The following is a 17,928-nucleotide window of genomic DNA, read 5'->3' as shown; positions in this document are numbered from 1 at the left end:
CCTATTCTGCATATGGGTTTGTATAGATCGTACTACCATTCGTTTTGATCACTTCTTTGAACCATTCATACGATTTTTTCGGCACACGTTTCATATCTCGCAACTCATGATTGCCACGATTGACATACACAAGTCCGTATCGTTTCTCCATATCACCTTGAGAGCTCAAAATGTCGATCAGTCCCCAGCCAAGATAACCAAGACAGACCACTCCATCTTCCACCATCGCTGCAAACATCGCTCGAATATGCTCTTGATGGTAGGCAATCCGGTAATCATCTTGAATCGGTTCGTTGCCATTCCAATGCTCTCTGACACCAATTCCGTTTTCAATCGGAAACACTGGCAACCGGTACCGCTGATAGACTTTATTTAAGACATCACGGAAGCCGAGCGGATCAATTTGCCAATTCCATTCCGTCGTTTCAATATACGGATTGTCTTGTTTTCCAAAAGTCATGTACCGATTTGGCGGCGTTCCTTCAGGGATTTTTTCAGCGTTCAAGGTAGAAGAAGCATAATAGCTAAAGGCAATGTAATCATTTTTCTGCGCTGCGATCGCTTCTAATTCCCCAGGTAAAATATTCATATTGAGTTGATGATTTTTCACGTATCGGTCTTGTGCTGCCGAATACTTGCCGTGCGCATAGCAATCTAATAAAGTAAAATTCGCAAATTCATCAAACTCTCTTGCTGCTTTGATGTCTTGTGGACGACAAGTCGCTGGATACGCTTCAGAATACGCCAGCATGCCGCCAATCTTCGCATTTGTTGTTTCATGAAGATAGTTACAGATCTCTGCATGGCAAACCATGAGATTGTGGAAAATTTGATACAATTCTTCTGTTGTTTCTTCCCCTTCTAAATAGCCGCTGATCTTAAAACCATGGTCTTGGTGGAAAAGATTTTGTTCGTTAAAGGTTAACCAATAATGGACTTTATCCGCAAAACGATCCACCATTTCTTTTCCAAAGCGAATGAATGCGTCCTTCACTTCTTTACTGATGAACCCGTTATAGGTTTTCGCTAGATGCAGGGGCATATCAAAATGGTACAAACAAATCATAGGTTCGATTCCTCTAGCTAACAGATCATCAATAAAACGATCGTAATAGGCGATCCCTTCTTCATTAAAGGCACCATCTCCATCGTGAACGACCCTTGACCAAGAAATTTGAAAACGATACATGTTCATCCCCAAATCTTGCATATAATCAAAATCTTCTGTATACGCATGATAGTTATCATTTGCTACATGCCAATCGCTAGCCTGTTCCGAAGCTTCCCGTATATCATAAACGGATAAGCTTTTACCACCTTCATTCCATCCACCTTCTGTCTGCATACTGCTGACACTGTTTCCCCAATAAAATGTCGTCATATTGATTCCTCCATCATTTGTATTCGCTTACAAAACCTATTATAATTAGGTGAAATCGGCATGTAAATTTTTCGAGAACACATGTAAAGCTTTTTCTGTACATATGAATTTCAGTTGATTCTTTAATGATATACCTTGTTTTTATCCCCTTCAAACAAAACTCAAGTCCATGAATTACTTTACATAAGGAGTGATGACTATGACAAAATACAAAGAGATCGTTGATCAGTTGCGGACGAATATTTATGAAGGTGTTTTTCCAGCTTTATCAAAGCTACCGGAACAAACGGCGTTAGCCAAACGATTTCAAACCTCGCGAATGACGATCCAAAAAGCGCTAAATCAACTGAAGCAAGAAGGCCTGATTTCCACCAAAAGAGGTCATGGCACCTATGTCAATTCAGCGACCTACCAAGGACAGATCAATGAGTATATCGGTCTAGTCAACCGATATGGCGGGCGGCATAAAGTGCAAAGTAAAATCATTAGTTTCAATGTTCGTTTCCCAGAAGCCAACGAAATGGATTACTTGTCCTTGCGAGAAAACGAACCTGTTTATGATATCGTACGACTGCGCTATGTTGATAACGAACCCTTTGAATTGGAGTACACGATCATGCCCATCAAAACCATTCCCGATATTGATATGGCGATCCTTGAACACTCGATCTATCGATATATCACTGATTCCTTACACCTCAAAATAGGCCCCGCCATACGTAAAATCCGTGCCGACAAAGCGGATTCCTATGATATCAAATATTTAGAAGTTGATCCCAATGATCCGATCTTAGAATTAGAACAAGTTGCTCGTCTCTCCGACGGACGGCCCTTCGAATTTTCACAAACTCGTTATCCTTACCAAAATCGTGAGATTTACTATCTTTCTGAACCTTAATGGCAAAAAAACAAGTCTGAAGAAAACTCAGACTTGTTTTTATTGTCTAGGAAAGGTGAACTCGTTAAGATTCTTCGTTTTTTTTCGCCGTTCGCTCGGGACTGACCCAAACGCCGCTACCGTAGCCAAGGATGGTTTTGACGGCTGGAATAAAGGTAGTGACGATCGTTATGGCATTAATCATCCAGTAAAACAGCATGTAAAAAGGGGCAAAGCGGAAATACTTCAGCTTGCTGCGGTTGTCATCCGCCAAAAGGCTGGTAAATAGCTGCATGACCCCTGCAATCATCTCAAAACAAACAAAGAGAAAGGCCATCGTAAACATATGGTAGATCCGCTCGTAATTCCCAGTTGCCCCATAATAAATCAGATAAAAAACAAACAAAGCCGAAGACAACCAGAAAAAGAATGACCAGATAATACTTAAGGACTGATCCACAAACATGGCGGTTCGTCCGATATTTTCAAAAGGGTGTAAGAAAACTTTTTTAAAATTGGTCAACCACACTTCCGTTCCGCCTTTCGCCCAACGTTTCCGTTGCCGATAGAGCATCTTGAGTGTTTCTGGCACCTCCATGAAAAACATCACTCGTGACGCAAACAATGACAACCAACCATGGAATTGGTGGTCCCAGGCAATACTGATATCTTCCGTGGCACGATTTTGTCGAAAGAGACCAACGTCCATCAATGCGGCTCTACGATACATTGTGTTGGCACCGCTATAGGCATAGATGACGCCGAAAACGGCTTGCTGGGTTCGTTTGATAATTCCTACGATACTTGAAAATTCAACGGTTTGCGATTTCCCGACGATCGTTGTGCGATTTTGAACGTCCATATTCGCCGTAATGGCAGAGATATTGATGGAATCTTGGCGGATGAAATAATTGACATATTTCCACAATGCATCAGGTTCAGGGACCGTATCTGCGTCGTTGCTCAAAATCAATTCCCCTTTAGCAAACCCTACACCAATATTAAAGGCATGGGCTTTCCCTTGGTTTTTTTCGATACGCAAAACCCTTAGATTCGGGTACTGTTCCATCAATCGATCTAGTATCACAGGAGTTTGATCCGTTGAGCCATCATCCGTCACCAACACCTCATAGTTGCTGTAGTTTAGATTGTTCATTAAATAATGAATCGTGTCTTCAATTACGACTTCTTCATTGTGAGCCGGTACCATAATGGTGATCATCGGCTCGATTTCTTCGGGGATCGGTATCCACTCTAACTGACGATAGCGGAACAAAAAACGATTGCAGATCACCCCGATGAACCAAGCAAAGCCGCCTAAAATGGGATACGTGAACAGAATCATTAAAACAACCGTTAAAAATGTATCCAACCACGGGAACCCAGTATCAAAATTGACAACCATCAGCCCACCCCATTTCTACGGAAAAGTTCTTGGATCTCCGTTTCTCCAATGTTTTGCTCAGGAGTAACGGCATAGTACTTGGCAGCGTGACGCTCTTCTTTCGTTCCGAAGCGTTCTTCGTAAAAAGCTTCTAATACTTCTTTGCGTTTTTCTAAGGCAACTTCGTCATGCATCGATTGCTTTTGCAACAATCTTTTGAAACGCCGGTTGTTCCTCAAGGTCAACAAAGTAAATGTCAGAACCAAGACCAAAAAAGAAATTCCTAGGAACAACGCCAAAAAATCAAAAGTCACTGCTTCTTCCAGATATGTCCGAAAGGCGATCCGATCCGCTAGATTCGGTAAAGTCAGCGGGATGGCCAGCCAGACAAACGGAACCAAGACCATCAGCCAAGCAAGAATCGTCAAAATCGTTTGGCGGGTCTTCAAAGCAGAACGACCTTTTTGAAAATACGCATCGGTGACCAACCGTTCTTTGACTTCTTCCCGTGTCACTCGTTGTTTCATTTTACTCACTCCTTAAAAAGTATTTTTTGCTGTGAAGAAAAAGAAGCAACAAAAGCAAGTCGTCTTTTGATGGACCTGCTTCGTTCTTCTTTTTGACCTACTTGGATTTCTTGCCAACTTTCAACGCATTGAACAGCGTGTGAAATTGGCCTTTAAAGGACATCACTTGCTCAAACACATCTTCCCCATCATTCAGCATCTTGACAGTCACCCAGCCTAATGCTTCGGTGATACCACTAGCCACACTGGCATTGATCGCAGCTCCAGCAACGGTGCCTACTGCTGGGACAAATTTCAAGATATTGCCAACGGCACTGCGTCCAAAACTCACCACCACTAACTCTTTCGAGATACTCTTCGCTAACCCTTCACGCCACGTTCGCCCAAAAATGCGATACAAACGTGCCATCATCGTCATTTGAACCGGCACAAGTAACACTGCATCTGAAAAAGGAATCGGTGAACAGCCGATGATCGCCGCCGTCAAAGAAGCCGCATGGATCGTGCGGTGGGCTTTTTTCCGCGTTTCATCATCTACGCCAACCAAAAACTCCTCAAACACCTGATCAAATTGATCCTTGCTTTTCGCTAACACTTTTTCCGCCTGGGCTTTTGATCCGTCATAGCCTTTCATCACAAGGGCAGCCGATTTTTTCGGCATTCGCTTCATGACATCCGCAAAAAAAGAAGTAAACTCCGCTTCTTCTTGCAGCTCTTCTCTCGTTTGACTTTGCTCGACTTGAACGGACTGTTCCGTTAATAATTCATTTTCGTTTTGCTTCTTTTTGCGTTTTATCCATGGTTTTTTCAAAGAAATGTCTCCTTCTTTCGACTCGTTGTTCATTTAAAAAATCAAAGTGAGCCATGATTTTGTTCCTCTTTCTATTTTAGCTCAGGTTTTTCAAGATAGCGAAAATGTAGCTTGAGAGAGCTTACACTTGATGAAAAATGCAAATTTGCATCTTTAGATTATTTATTTATATTATCGTTTTTTTATGCTATGATACACAAAAGGAGTGGATCAAATGAAAAAGAAATTGAATTGGAAAGTCCTTTTTTATTTAGGCTTATTGACTTACTTTCTTTTAAGCGGTATCTTCGCATTCTTTGGGGTCGAAATACCGTTTCTTTATAAACGTTGATCTTCACGTTTTCTCAGAACAATATCATTCAACCCTTTGCTCTATGCTAAGACAATCCATCATTCTAACATCCATATAATCTAATTAGAAAAGGTGATTTTCTTGTCCATTTTATTTGATTTATTGCAGCTACTTGCCGTTATCTGTATCGCGTATTTATTGTTCACAAAAAACCATTTCCTCAAGCAATTAACCGCTGTTCAGAAAATGGTCTTTCTCGTCTTATGTGTTTCTGTGCTCCTACCGGCTCTTTATGAATTTATTACTGGGTTTGCCCAGGGATTTTGGGAACGGTTGTAATTCACGGTTCCTTAGAAAACACGCTGCCTTTACAAGACAAATAGATAGCTCATATCTACCAGTCCTTTCTCCTTTTATTCAAGCAATGAACCAATTCTTTGGTGCTTAGAATACTAAGAAGAGAGGTTTTTTGTCTTTTACTGTGTTAAAGTATTTTTTGATCGTACAAAAAAAGAACCCCTCAAAAGAGGAGTTCTCAAGGCTTGCTTACATCATGCCGCCCATACCCATTGATGGGTCCATTGCAGGAGCTGCTGGCGCTGCTGGTTCTGGTTTGTCGGCAACGACTGCTTCAGTTGTTAACAATAATGCGGCAACAGAAGCTGCGTTTTGTAATGCAGAACGCGTTACTTTTGTTGGGTCAACGATCCCAGCTTCTAGCATGTTTACCCATTCGCCAGTTGCTGCATTGAAACCAACACCTAAGTCAGCGTTTTTCAATTTGTCGATGATGACTGAACCTTCGTAGCCTGCATTTTCAGCAATTTGACGAACGGGTTCTTCTAATGCACGTAAAACGATTTTGACACCTGTTGCTGCATCGCCATCTGTTTCGATTTCTGCAACTTTGTTGATGACATTGACTAAGGCAGTTCCACCACCAGAGACCATGCCTTCTTCAACAGCGGCACGTGTTGCGTTCAATGCATCTTCAATACGTAATTTCAACTCTTTCAATTCAGTTTCAGTTGGTGCCCCAACTTTGATCACTGCAACTCCACCAGCAAGTTTTGCTAAGCGTTCTTGTAGTTTTTCACGGTCAAAGTCAGAAGTTGTATCAGCGATTTGGTTTTTGATCAATTGAACGCGTGCGTCAATTGCTTCTTTTTCACCAGCACCTTCAACGATCGTTGTGTTGTCTTTATCCACAACCACTTTGCTTGCTTGACCTAAGTTATCGATGGTTGCATCTTTCAACTCAAGACCTAAGTCTTCAGTGATCACTGTACCACCAGTTAAGATCGCAATGTCTTCTAGCATTGCTTTACGACGGTCACCAAATCCTGGTGCTTTCACTGCGACAACGTTGAATGTTCCACGGATTTTGTTCAAGACAAGTGTTGGTAATGCTTCGCCATCAACGTCATCAGCGATGATCAATAATGGTTTTGATTGTTGTAAGATTTGTTCTAACAATGGCAAGATATCTTGGATGTTAGAGATTTTTTTGTCAGTGATCAAGATGTATGGATTTTCTAACGCTGCTTCCATTTTATCGTTGTCAGTTACCATGTATTGTGATAAGTACCCACGATCAAATTGCATTCCTTCCACAACATCTAATTCTGTTTCGATCCCTTTTGATTCTTCAATAGTGATAACACCGTCATTGCCGACTTTTTCCATTGCATCAGCGATGTATTGACCAACTTTTTCACTACCAGAAGAAACAGCACCAACTTGTGCGATTGCTTCTTTTGAATCAACGATTGATGAAATGTTGTGTAGCTCTTCTACAGCCACTTTTGTTGCCATTTCGATCCCACGACGAATACCTAATGGGTTCGCACCAGCGGTGACATTTTTCAATCCTTCACGAACGATTGCTTGTGTCAATAACGTAGCAGTCGTTGTTCCGTCACCAGCGATATCGTTTGTTTTTGAAGCGACTTCAGAAACAAGTTTTGCGCCCATGTTTTCAAAATGATCTTCTAATTCGATTTCTTTAGCGATCGTTACACCGTCATTTGTAATCAATGGTGAACCGTAAGATTTTTCTAAAACCACGTTACGACCTTTAGGACCTAAGGTTACTTTTACTGTATCTGCTAATTTATCTACCCCACGAAGCATTGCTGCGCGTGCGTCTTCTGCAAATTTGATTTCTTTTGCCATGATTTCATCACCTCAAGTATTTTTTATTTTTCTTATTCTACTACTGCAATGATATCTTTTGCAGCAACGATCAAATATTCTGTTCCTTCATATTTCACTTCTGTGCCAGCGTATTTTTCAAACATTACTTGTTCGCCAACGTTGACAGCAACAGGAGCTTTTTCACCGTTTTCGAGCGTGCGTCCTTCGCCGACTGCAATAACGGTACCCGTTTGTGGTTTTTCTTTTGCTGCTGATGCAAGCACGATTCCGCCTACAGTTTTTTCTTCTTCTTTTGCGACTTCGATAATCACACGATCACCTAATGGTCTTAACACGATAAATCCCTCCAATGAATGTTATAGAATTTAGTATTAGCACTCTCTTGTATCGAGTGCTAACTTACAGTTTCAATATTACTCATTTTCCCAAATTTTTGCAAGCCTTTTGCTAAATTTTTTTTGCATTTCTATTTGATTGATAAAAATAGTAGGATTTTTTGTTTCTAGAAGCAACCTAGTCTATAATGAAGCAAAGGAGTGTGAGGAAACAACTATGTCTTTATCAAAATATTCTTTGTCCACGATTCTTACTTACGGCATCGTCTTTTTTCTACCGATCGCCTTCATCCCTAGCGGACATCAAGTGGCCGCAACAACGATTGGTTATTTAGTTGGTGCTGCGATCATGTTTTTCTTGTATTTCAAACAAACGGAACCGTTATCGTTTGAACACAAAAGATCAAAAATTTCATCGATTCTTATTTATGGACTGACAGGTATTATTGCAGCGATCTTGTTGCAAAATCTAGCCATTTTTATCGAATCGCTTTTCGGTGAAGTCAGTGCTTCGCAAAATACCGAAAATATCATTGCTATTGTGCTGCAAAACCCACTGTTCGCCCTCGCGGCAATGGTTGGTGGACCAATTATGGAAGAATTTGTCTTCCGCAGAGCCTTAGTTGGCATCATTGGGAAATACAGCAATGTTTGGGTCGGTGTAGTGGTCAGCGCTGTAGCCTTTGCCTTTGCCCATAATGACAATCATCTCTTAGTCTATATTTTCTTAGGACTGTTCTTTTCTGGGCTTTATGCCTTGACCGGCAGCATTTGGACTTCCATGATTACCCATGTGGGAATGAACACTTTAGTTATTATTATTCAGTTGTTGCTTCATTACGGCTATATCCAAATGCCCTAAAGAAAAAAACGCTACGCAGAAATTTTGCGTAACGTTTTTTTCTTTATACCTTCATGCCATTGGACGCAATCACTTGCTGATACCATGCAAATGAATCTTTCTTCCGACGATCAAGGGTCCCATTTCCTTCATTGTCTTTGTCCACATAGATCACACCATAGCGTTTCTTCATTTCCCCTGTACCAGCAGAAACCAAGTCAATGATGCCCCACGGTGTATAACCCAATAAGTCGACGCCATCATAAGCTACTGCTTCTTTCATCATTTCGATATGGGCTTTCAGGTAATCAATACGGTAGTCATCATGGATCTGTCCATCCTCTTCCACTGTATCTACGGCACCAAAGCCATTTTCTACAATGAAGAGCGGCAATTCGTAGCGTTCGTTGAACCAATTCATGGCGTAGCGTAAGCCCACGGGATCAATCTGCCAGCCCCATTCGGAAGCATCAACATAGGGATTATCCACCAGATCTTGGCTCTCATCATAGTCATAGGTTGGATCATTTTCCTTACCTTTGATCGCAAAAGACATATAGTAACTAAAGCCGATGTAGTCAACACAGCCGTTTGCCAAAATTGCTTCATCTTCAGGGGTGATATCTAAATCAAATTGTTTTCTCTCAAAATAGCTACGCATATATCTCGGATAGTGTCCACGGGCATGCACATCTGAAAACCAATAGCGGCGCTGCATGGCCACCGTGGCTGCCATCATGTCTTTGGGATTGCAAGAATACGGATAGATTGGACACATCGCGATCATCGATCCGATTTGAAACGCAGGATTGATTGCATGCCCTAGCGCCACCACTTTCGCACTAGCAACGAGTTCGTAATGGGCTGCTTGGTACATGATTTTTTCTCGGTCTTCTCCTTCGGTAAAGAACAGACCGGAATTGGTAAACGGCGCAAAATCTTCTTTGTAGTTTGCTTGATTGTTGATTTCATTGAAAGTCATCCAATACTTCACTTTCTTTTGATAGCGCGTAAAACAAACTTCTGCAAAGCGGACAAACAAATCGATCAACTTACGGTTACGCCAACCTCCGTATTCGGTAACTAAATGATAGGGCATTTCAAAGTGAGAAAGGGTAATAACCGGCTCAATGCCATAGCGTAAACACTCATCGAATAATTGATCATAAAAGGCCAAGCCTTCCTCATTTGGCTCGCGTTCATCACCTTTTGGAAAAATACGGGTCCAGGCAATCGATGTTCGGAAGCACTTCAACCCTAATTCGGCAAAAAGCTTGATGTCTTCAGGATACCGATGATAAAAATCGATCGCTTCATGATTGGGATAGCTTTCGCCCGGTTGGATACCTTCCGTGATTCGGCGAGAAATTCCGTTGCCTCCTACAGTCATGACATCAGCGACACTCACGCCTTTTCCACCCGCACGATAGCCGCCTTCCAATTGGTGAGCAGCGACTGCGCCACCCCATAAAAAATCGTTTCTAAGTTTATTCATTTCTGTTCAACCTGCTTCCTTGGTATTAAACGATCTCTGTTTCTTGTTTATAGTTCAAACTATCGACCTTACGAATGAAAGGATAGTAAATAAAGAAGCCGATTGCTAAAACAACAAATTGTAAAATAGCGGTCCGGATGCCCCCTACTAGAAATCCTGAAATGATCGGCGGGGTCGTCCACGGAACTTGCACAGCAGTAAATAACGGTACGATACCGGTATAAAGTGCAAAATACGTGATCACGCCTGAAACCATCGGTGTCAAAATAAATGGTAAGACCATGATTGGGTTCATGACGATCGGTGTCGCAAAAATAATTGGTTCATTGATATTAAAGAATGCTGGGATCAGGGAGAGACGTCCTAATTGTTTGAACTGCGCTGAACGGGCAAAAGCAACCATGTATAGCACGATGCCAATCGTCATTCCTGCGCCAGTTACCGTCATAAATTGATCTAAAAACTGTTGGGTCACGATGTGTCCCCCATTTTCCAATGTCAATGCTTTACCAGATTCAAGAATAGCCGTATTTGCTAATGAATTGGCTTGTAAAATCGGCCCCATGATGCCGCCCACGATCGTCGAACCATGAACCCCGAAGAACCACAAGAATGGTACTAAGAAGCCTAGCATCATTGCACCGCCAAGAGAATCCGTCACACCTTGCATTGGACTTTGAATCACGGTGTAGATCCATTCGACCACGGTTGTCTGAAAGACTTTATCAAAGAAAACATAAATGCCTAATGCGATGGTCGTCAAAACAGCTGCCGGAATCAACGCTGTAAATGAGTTTGCAACATTGGTGGGTACTTGTTCTGGCAGTTTGATCCGGATGTCGCGTTTTAAGAACCAAGTATAGCCCCAACCCACAAAAAGCCCTACTAAGATGGCACTGATCATGCCTTGTCCACCAGTCCATGTTTTATCAATGACATTTGCGATGGTCACATTTGCTTCAGCATCCGTTACACTTGACTCCATAGTTAATAAGAAAATAACTAAACCAATCATTCCTGCTGGGAGTCCTTCGTAACCTTCTGCTTTTACATACGAATAGGCGATACCCATTACGGCGAAAAAAGCCATAATTGCAAAAGAGGCGCCATAGGCTTGGTTGAAGTATTCACCTAAGCCACTATTCGTTACCCAATCCGCAATCGACTGGACGGGAAAGTTTGCTAATAGCAGGAAAATCGATCCTACGATTGAAAAGGGCATCGTATAAAGCATACCGTTTCTTAATGCAGTGATTGCTTTCGTATTAACAAATTTTAATATTGGGGGTAATAATTTCTCATTGATCCATTCGTTCATCTCACATCACTCCTAAAATAAAATTCCATCCACCGGCCAGTGAATTCGCTTACAAATAAATCTTAATGGATAATATTCCCCTTGCCTATAGCTTTTCTAAGTTATGAAACATGTTCCAACAAAAAAAACAGCCGAAGCTGTTTTTTTACGATCGCTTAGATTTGCTTGTAGACTTGATGGGCTAAAAGTTCGATCAGTGTAATCACCGGGACTTGCGTTGTCAGGTTCAAATCGACTTCTTTTCCGCCACTTACGACGGGCATATAATACGATATATTGTAGTCCGCCATTTGGGCGATCGTCGATTTTTCATCATTGGTGATGCTGAGTACTTTTGCTCCATAGCGTTTGAAGTCTTCCGTTTGCTTGATCATTTGAATGGTTTCACCCGACACCGATAAAATGATCGCTAACGTATTTTCCATTCCACGAGACGGTACTGGCAAAAAGGGATCAACGATGCTATAAGCATTAATGCCTAAGTTGGCAAAATAGCGACTGCCATAGGTGCCCAGAATGCCGCTTGTGCCGATACCGGAAAACGCCACATGGCGTGCGGAAAGAATCAATTCTACTGCCGGTTGGATAAACTTACGGTAATCTTCATTATTGACTTTTTTTAAGAATGTATTGACTTGAATCGTTGCATCATAGAAAAGATCAAACGCTCGTGCGTCTTGTTCCTTTTTTTGACAGATTGCATACTTTAACTCTGAATATCCACGATAGCCCAATTTCGTGATACATCGTAAAATCGTCGACGTTGAGACGTGGCATGCAGCTGACAATTCGCGAATCGTCAGCTGATCGATCTCTTCAAAATGCTGGACAATGTATTTATAAACTGCCATTTCAAGCTCGTTCAAAGTCTTGATTTTTTCTTCATCAAACATCCCACTGCCTCCACCCAACAAATTCATCGCTCTGATGATCGATTAGATCGCAAATAATTCCGTCGCTTTGTCAGGATCGGTATCAAAGACTTCAAACGTTTCTCCAACACCTAGATCATGTTCTTTCATGGTGTTGACCATCGTTAAGTGCGCCAACTCTTTCAGGTTGTTTTCTTTACTTAAATGACCAAGATAGACCCGTTTGGTGTTGTCGGTCAAGATATCCGTCATGACAAGTGCGCCATCTTCATTCGATAAGTGACCGCGATCTCCAAGAATCCGCTGCTTGAGACTCCATGGATAAGGACCCATTCGCAACATTTCTAGGTCATGGTTGCTTTCCACAAGGTACGCATCGGCGCCTTTGATAATGCCTCGCACATGATCGCTGCAATAACCGGTATCCGTCAACATCACGAATGATTTGCCGTCTTTATGGAAACGATAAAATTGCGGCGCTGCAGCATCGTGAGAGACGCCAAAGCTTTCAATGTCCAAGTCACCCAAGGTCAGCACTTTTCCCATTTCAAAGATATGTTTTTGTTCGACAGCGACGTTACCGATCATTGGATCCATCGCTTGCCATGTTTTTGTATTCGCATAGACATCAAGTTTGTATTTTCGTGCCAGTACTCCAACACCGTGGATGTGGTCCCGATGTTCGTGGGTCACAAGAATGGCGTCCAAGTCTTCTGGTTTGCGCCCTACTTCATCCAATAATGAAGTGATCTTCTTGCCGCTCAAACCGGCATCCACTAAGATCCGCTTTTTATTGCTTTCGATATAGAGCGAATTCCCTGAGCTTCCGCTGGCTAGAATACTTACTTGAAAGGCATTTTCCTTCATCATGGTTTACGTGACTTCCTCTCTGGTTGTTTCAACGAGTTCCATTATACCCGCTTTTTTATGGATTTTCTACCTTTTGAACGGCATTATTCGTGATGATCCGATTGCTGAAGGCATTGACCGTTTCGATTTGAATGGTGTCATCGCCATCTAATTGGAAAGCAATAAACCATGCAGGAATATACACGTTTTTTTCCCTAACCTTCAAAATCATCGTATAGGCTAATTCCGTCCAGAGAATTTTCGAGTGACTTGGCAGCTTGTTGTTCAGATAAAGCGTATTTACTGCTTCTTTTTCTGAATAGACCGTCATCTTTTCCCTTAGAGGCGTAATATTGGAGATATGTGTTTGCGTATAACGGGCAATCTGCAGTAGATCATCCGTTTGTTCTAAGGTGATATCGATCCGACTTGAGCTGTCATTGAAAGGAATGCCTTCATACGACTGGACCGCCACCACCGTCGGATGATTGGCGTTCAAGACAGAGAGGTTTTCCAAATAGTCATATTCATCCCCAAACAGGACTTGGTCTTTACGTTGCAAGAAACCATTGACGGTTTCTTCCGTTTGAGAATCATCACTGATATAAAAGCCATTGGTTGAGACATGGATCAACTGCTGCCCTTTGACCGTCGACCCTCTTTTGAACTGAGTATTGAGTTGCGGATTTCGTAGTTCTGCCTCAAAATCCGTCTGTTCACCGCTCAAATAATAGCCACTCAAGACCTCGTCTGATAATTCACCAGAATACCGAATGTCCTCAGAATCGAGTCGTTGTTCGATAGGAATCGTTTGGTTTGATTGTGAAACCATCTGATGCTCGCTGCGAGCCTCACTATAAACATTGAATAAAAAGACATTCAGACCAAGAAAAGCGAGGAAAAAAATCCATTCGATTCGTTTAAAATCCAATTAATTCTCCTCCGTTTCTGCTAATTTTGTCATTAATGCATCATAGCTAATCCAAGACGAGTCATAATTGACATACCAAGCAGGTGTCAAATCAACCAGTGGTGCATCTTTGATCTCCCCCCATTGATAGCCGACGATGATCTGTTGCAACAGCTCTGGGTCAGCCCCTGCCGCAATCAAATCATTTTTGACTGACAAACTAGAAGGCAATTCAATCTCCGTTTCAGAAGGAATCGGCACTTGAATTGCGTTCAAGCTGGCAGAAATCGTCATTTCACGACTGCCGGTCTGACCACTTTCTGAAAAAGCGACACTGATCACCCCTTGGCCGCCAGTACTAAAGACTGGATAGCCTTCGACGAAAACCCGATAATCCAAGTGTTTGTCTTGTTGATCAAAATAGCGGATCGTCCCAAAGTTATTGCCTAGACGAATAATGTAATCCGCACTCAACATTGCCAGATCCATTTCATCGGAACCGTCTGTGGTGGTTTCAAACTTGACTTGCTGCTGATCTTGCAAGACCGTCATGTTTTGCCCACCTTCATAATAGTAGGTATCGACACTTTCGTCATTGATCTTGACATTTTTAGGATTGCTGAAAAAGGCTTCTCGGAACAAACTCTGAGACTGTGTCGAAGAATAGTAGCTGTATTTTTTTAGCTTGATCGAATCCTGCGTATAGTATTGATTGCTGGATCGTTCTTGATCAGTCCTCATTGCCGTCCATTCCCGAGGATTGTCTGCTAGCAAGTGTTTTACTTGGCTTTTATCCCAGTCGATCTTGCCTCGAACTACTCGTTGATGGGTAAAGTCAACAAATTGGATCGTATTTTCTTCGAGATCAAACTGGATGCGAGAAAACGGAAAATCCTCTGTTTCACTTTCGTCCTCTAAGGACAGTTCTTTATCAAAGGTTTTCTCGTAATCTTTCAAGTAAAATGTCGTATAGTAGTTTAAGGATATTCCTTGCTCGACCTCTTGGGCTTTCGAAAAAGCCTGTTCTTCACCATAGGTTCGCAGGGTCAAATCACTGATCGTTGCCTCGTTGATCACCTCTTGGATCTCTCGAATCACCGCTTCAGAGTTGGTTTCTTTGATATCCTCTTCATCATTCCATGTTAGATATAGGGGCAAAAACAAATCGCTTTTTTGTTTGTACGTTTGAACCGAAGGATTGACGCCAGTATCTGTTTCGGTGCTGGCATTGTTGAACCCGGTCGGATTTAGCCAAATCATATAGGAGAAATAAAAACTCAATGCGATCATCACGATTAAACCTGCTCGAATGATTTTTTCTGAGATTCTCATACCCACCAATCCTCCTCATACGGTTCATACGGCAACATAATGTAAAATGTTGACCCGCGATTTTCTCGACTTTCCGCCCAAATCGCACCGCCATGAGCTTTGATGACTTCACGTGAGATCGCCAACCCTAAGCCGGTACCTCCTTGTTGCCGGGCTCGAGCTTTATCGACTCGATAAAAACGATCAAAGATCTTCGTGAGATCTTTTTTCGGAATTCCTAGTCCTTGGTCATTGATGCTAAGGACGATGTTGTTATGAGTCTCCATCAATTTCACCGTAATAATCCCACCATCTGGCGAATATTTGATGGCATTATTCATGATGTTGTCGATCACTTGGATCATTTTGTCCGTATCGACTTCTACCCACAATTCTCGTTTGGTGAACTCCCGACGAATCAGATATTTTTTGCTTTCATTCGTCACCATCATGTCAAAACGATCCAACACGAAATTAACCATCTCATTGAAATTGATATATTCCAATTGCAGTTGTGAATTGCCGCTATCCATCCGCGACAAACTCAATAGGTCATTGATCATGCGAATCATCCGATCCGTTTCATCCAAGGTCACTTTTAGAAAGTTCGGTGCAATTTCTGGATCTTTCCAAGCGCCCTCACTCAGCGCTTCGATGTAACTACGCATACTCGTTAGAGGTGTTCGCAACTCATGGGAAACATTGGAGACAAATTCTCGCCGTTCCTGCTCATTTTTTTCTTGTTCCGTGACATCATGCATTACCGCAACTAGACCGGAAATGAACCCGGACTCCCGACGGATCATGGAGAAATCAATGCGCAAGATCAAATTTGTTCCCGTCAAATCATTGCTAGGACGTTCCAAAAGCATGTCTTCAGGATTCTCCAAAAGTTTTCGCAACGTGTATTCTTCATCGATTTCCAATAACGTCAAAATCGACTGCCCGATCGCTTCTTCGTTAGTGACATTCAACAAGGACATCGCCATCTCATTGATGGTTATGACTTTGCCTCGTCGGTCGGTGGCAACTACGCCATCTGTCATGTGGGATAAGACACTATCCAAGCGATTTCGCTCGGACTCCATCGCCTCTTGAGTCTCTTCGATTCGTTCCCCTAGTTGATTGAAGGTTTCCGCCAGTTGCCCCAATTCATCTTTTCCATGAATCGCGACCTTGCGGCTATAATCTCCTTTAGCGATGCGAATCGCTTGTTCCCGCATCTCTCCAATTGGTTGGGTAATCGAACGAGAGACCAATAGTGCCACAATGATCGAAATCACTGCCGCAATCAGCGAGGCGGTAACAAAAATGACAGCCGTCGTACTGACTTCATTGTACTTTGACTCTAGATTGCTCCGTAAATAAAGGGTTCCTAAAACGGTATCCCCAGTCGGTGATTGGATCGACTGGACGATATTGAACACCCGCTGACCGCTGGATTCATCATAAAGGACTTCACTGCGGTTCGTATCGTAATCACGGTAATCATTTTTTTCACCCACCGAGCCACGATCATTGATATTGGTGGTTGCACGAATAATCCCTTGCTCATCCACCACCCGCATCTCCAAAATTTCTGAAGAGTTGGTACTCGTTAAGATTCGATTCAAGGAAGCATTCATGGAATCCCAATCCAATCCGTCATCATTATCCATGCGACTCAATTCAGAGCCTAATGTCACCACTAACGTGCTGGCCCGTGCCTCCATGTCGCGTTTGAAGGCATCGACCGTTGTTCTTTCCAATTCGCGAATAAAATACGCCCCGATAATCTGGATCGCAATCAATAAGATCAAGATAAAAGTCAGGGCGATTTTGAAGTTCACCGATTGAAAAAAGCGAACCTTATTTTTCATAGCTTATTCCTGTTCTGGGTTCCGCAAGTAATAGCCCACTCCGCGACGAGTAACCAAATAGTTTGGATGGCTCGGGCTGTCTTCGATTTTTTCACGCAAACGGCGCACCGTCACGTCAACGGTTCGGACATCACCAAAGTAGTCATAGCCCCAGACAGTTTGCAATAAATGTTCTCGGGTCATCACTTGACCAAGATGTTTTGCCAAGTAGTGCATCAATTCAAACTCCCGGTGCGTCAATTCGATGGCTGCACCATTTTTGGTGACCATGTAGGCATCGGGATGAATTGTTAAATCACCAATCGTTAATTCGCTGTTGGCATTGTCGTCTGCTTCCTTCGCAGCTGCCGAGCCGCGACGCAGATTGGCTTTGACGCGGGCCACCAATTCCCGGTTTGAAAATGGTTTGGTTACATAATCGTCCGCACCAAGCTCAAGGCCTAGTACTTTATCGATTTCAGAATCTTTGGCTGTGACCATGATGATCGGCATGTCATGGGTTTTGCGCACTTCCCGTGCAACTTCCAATCCATCCATTTTTGGTAGCATCAAATCAAGCAAAATCAGATCAGGATCGACCTCGGCTACTTTTTCTAATGCCTCTTCTCCATCATAGGCGGTATATACTTCATATCCTTCTTTGGTTAAATTAAATTTGACGATATCAGAAATTGGTTTCTCATCGTCCACGACTAGGATCTTTTTCAAA

At 42.5% G+C, this 17,928-nt stretch carries 16 protein-coding genes; 2 read left to right on the top strand and 14 right to left on the bottom strand.

Going from position 1 to position 17,928, the window contains the following annotated elements; translation table 11 throughout:
- Position 1 precedes the first annotated feature (1 nt).
- The gene (locus A5877_RS12930) at positions 2-1,381 is read right to left on the bottom strand and encodes a glycoside hydrolase family 1 protein (RefSeq protein WP_086316947.1); all 1,380 of its coding nucleotides are present in this window, start codon (positions 1,379-1,381) and stop codon (positions 2-4) included.
- Between the two features lie 199 nt (positions 1,382-1,580).
- On the opposite strand from A5877_RS12930, the gene A5877_RS12925 reads away from it, so the two are divergent.
- Positions 1,581-2,279 (top strand): GntR family transcriptional regulator, encoded by a 699-nt coding sequence (locus A5877_RS12925; RefSeq protein ID WP_034868333.1) that lies wholly within the window; start codon positions 1,581-1,583, stop codon positions 2,277-2,279.
- A 64-nt stretch (positions 2,280-2,343) separates the two neighbouring features.
- Here A5877_RS12925 and A5877_RS12920 read toward each other — a convergent pair whose 3' ends face one another.
- The 5 genes from A5877_RS12920 to groES form a co-directional block, all read right to left on the bottom strand.
- Positions 2,344-3,663 carry a glycosyltransferase gene (locus tag A5877_RS12920; protein ID WP_005237369.1) on the bottom strand — a complete coding sequence of 440 codons (1,320 nt, stop codon included), beginning with the start codon at positions 3,661-3,663 and terminating at the stop codon, positions 2,344-2,346.
- Entirely contained in the window at positions 3,663-4,169 is a 507-nt protein-coding gene (locus A5877_RS12915) for a hypothetical protein (protein WP_005237370.1), read from the bottom strand. Before A5877_RS12915 ends, A5877_RS12920 begins: the two co-directional genes overlap by 1 nt.
- A gap of 97 nt (positions 4,170-4,266) precedes the next feature.
- Positions 4,267-5,013, bottom strand: coding sequence for a YcjF family protein (locus A5877_RS12910; RefSeq protein WP_005225303.1), 747 nt, complete (start codon positions 5,011-5,013; stop codon positions 4,267-4,269).
- 805 nt (positions 5,014-5,818) lie between these two features.
- Positions 5,819-7,447, bottom strand: a complete 1,629-nt coding sequence (gene groL, locus A5877_RS12900) for a chaperonin GroEL (RefSeq protein ID WP_005237384.1) — start codon at positions 7,445-7,447, stop codon at positions 5,819-5,821.
- A gap of 32 nt (positions 7,448-7,479) precedes the next feature.
- Positions 7,480-7,764, bottom strand: a complete 285-nt coding sequence (groES, locus tag A5877_RS12895) for a co-chaperone GroES (protein ID WP_005225291.1) — start codon at positions 7,762-7,764, stop codon at positions 7,480-7,482.
- 217 nt (positions 7,765-7,981) lie between these two features.
- On the opposite strand from groES, the gene A5877_RS12890 reads away from it, so the two are divergent.
- Positions 7,982-8,626, top strand: coding sequence for a CPBP family intramembrane glutamic endopeptidase (locus A5877_RS12890; protein WP_008377239.1), 645 nt, complete (start codon positions 7,982-7,984; stop codon positions 8,624-8,626).
- Between the two features lie 43 nt (positions 8,627-8,669).
- Here the strand turns inward: A5877_RS12890 and A5877_RS12885 are convergent, their stop codons facing one another.
- The 8 genes from A5877_RS12885 to yycF all read right to left on the bottom strand — a co-directional run bounded on the left by A5877_RS12885 (position 8,670) and on the right by yycF (position 17,927).
- The gene (locus tag A5877_RS12885) at positions 8,670-10,100 is read right to left on the bottom strand and encodes a 6-phospho-beta-glucosidase (protein WP_086316946.1); all 1,431 of its coding nucleotides are present in this window, start codon (positions 10,098-10,100) and stop codon (positions 8,670-8,672) included.
- A 25-nt stretch (positions 10,101-10,125) separates the two neighbouring features.
- A complete protein-coding gene (locus A5877_RS12880; protein ID WP_005237388.1) occupies positions 10,126-11,418 on the bottom strand; it encodes a PTS sugar transporter subunit IIC in 1,293 nt (430 codons plus the stop codon).
- Between the two features lie 155 nt (positions 11,419-11,573).
- The gene (locus A5877_RS12875) at positions 11,574-12,311 is read right to left on the bottom strand and encodes a MurR/RpiR family transcriptional regulator (protein WP_008377233.1); all 738 of its coding nucleotides are present in this window, start codon (positions 12,309-12,311) and stop codon (positions 11,574-11,576) included.
- 42 nt (positions 12,312-12,353) lie between these two features.
- Positions 12,354-13,160 carry an MBL fold metallo-hydrolase gene (locus A5877_RS12870; protein WP_005237390.1) on the bottom strand — a complete coding sequence of 269 codons (807 nt, stop codon included), beginning with the start codon at positions 13,158-13,160 and terminating at the stop codon, positions 12,354-12,356.
- A gap of 55 nt (positions 13,161-13,215) precedes the next feature.
- Positions 13,216-14,070, bottom strand: a complete 855-nt coding sequence (locus tag A5877_RS12865) for a two-component system regulatory protein YycI (protein WP_005237391.1) — start codon at positions 14,068-14,070, stop codon at positions 13,216-13,218.
- Positions 14,071-15,381 carry a YycH family regulatory protein gene (locus A5877_RS12860; RefSeq protein ID WP_086316945.1) on the bottom strand — a complete coding sequence of 437 codons (1,311 nt, stop codon included), beginning with the start codon at positions 15,379-15,381 and terminating at the stop codon, positions 14,071-14,073.
- Complete coding sequence (gene walK / locus A5877_RS12855) at positions 15,378-17,219, bottom strand: cell wall metabolism sensor histidine kinase WalK (RefSeq protein ID WP_008377228.1); 1,842 nt, start codon at positions 17,217-17,219, stop codon at positions 15,378-15,380. Before walK ends, A5877_RS12860 begins: the two co-directional genes overlap by 4 nt.
- Before the next feature lie 3 nt (positions 17,220-17,222).
- A complete protein-coding gene (yycF, locus tag A5877_RS12850; protein WP_010747607.1) occupies positions 17,223-17,927 on the bottom strand; it encodes a response regulator YycF in 705 nt (234 codons plus the stop codon).
- Between the last annotated feature and the right edge of the window lies 1 nt (position 17,928).

Source organism: Enterococcus sp. 3C7_DIV0644 (genome assembly GCF_002141235.1).
Lineage (GTDB): Bacteria > Bacillota > Bacilli > Lactobacillales > Enterococcaceae > Enterococcus_D > Enterococcus_D entomosocium.
This window is presented reverse-complemented; position numbering and strand designations above follow the sequence as displayed.

What these genes read in the sequence shown, in the direction of transcription:
- A5877_RS12930 (WP_086316947.1), bottom strand. Translation starts at nt 1,381, where the DNA reads ATGACGACATTTTATTGGGGAAACAGTGTCAGCAGTATGCAGACAGAA.
- A5877_RS12925 (WP_034868333.1), top strand. Translation starts at nt 1,581, where the DNA reads ATGACAAAATACAAAGAGATCGTTGATCAGTTGCGGACGAATATTTAT.
- A5877_RS12920 (WP_005237369.1), bottom strand. Translation starts at nt 3,663, where the DNA reads ATGGTTGTCAATTTTGATACTGGGTTCCCGTGGTTGGATACATTTTTA.
- A5877_RS12915 (WP_005237370.1), bottom strand. Translation starts at nt 4,169, where the DNA reads ATGAAACAACGAGTGACACGGGAAGAAGTCAAAGAACGGTTGGTCACC.
- A5877_RS12910 (WP_005225303.1), bottom strand. Translation starts at nt 5,013, where the DNA reads ATGAACAACGAGTCGAAAGAAGGAGACATTTCTTTGAAAAAACCATGG.
- groL (WP_005237384.1), bottom strand. Translation starts at nt 7,447, where the DNA reads ATGGCAAAAGAAATCAAATTTGCAGAAGACGCACGCGCAGCAATGCTT.
- A5877_RS12890 (WP_008377239.1), top strand. Translation starts at nt 7,982, where the DNA reads ATGTCTTTATCAAAATATTCTTTGTCCACGATTCTTACTTACGGCATC.
- A5877_RS12885 (WP_086316946.1), bottom strand. Translation starts at nt 10,100, where the DNA reads ATGAATAAACTTAGAAACGATTTTTTATGGGGTGGCGCAGTCGCTGCT.
- A5877_RS12880 (WP_005237388.1), bottom strand. Translation starts at nt 11,418, where the DNA reads ATGAACGAATGGATCAATGAGAAATTATTACCCCCAATATTAAAATTT.
- A5877_RS12875 (WP_008377233.1), bottom strand. Translation starts at nt 12,311, where the DNA reads ATGTTTGATGAAGAAAAAATCAAGACTTTGAACGAGCTTGAAATGGCA.
- A5877_RS12870 (WP_005237390.1), bottom strand. Translation starts at nt 13,160, where the DNA reads ATGATGAAGGAAAATGCCTTTCAAGTAAGTATTCTAGCCAGCGGAAGC.
- A5877_RS12860 (WP_086316945.1), bottom strand. Translation starts at nt 15,381, where the DNA reads ATGAGAATCTCAGAAAAAATCATTCGAGCAGGTTTAATCGTGATGATC.
- walK (WP_008377228.1), bottom strand. Translation starts at nt 17,219, where the DNA reads ATGAAAAATAAGGTTCGCTTTTTTCAATCGGTGAACTTCAAAATCGCC.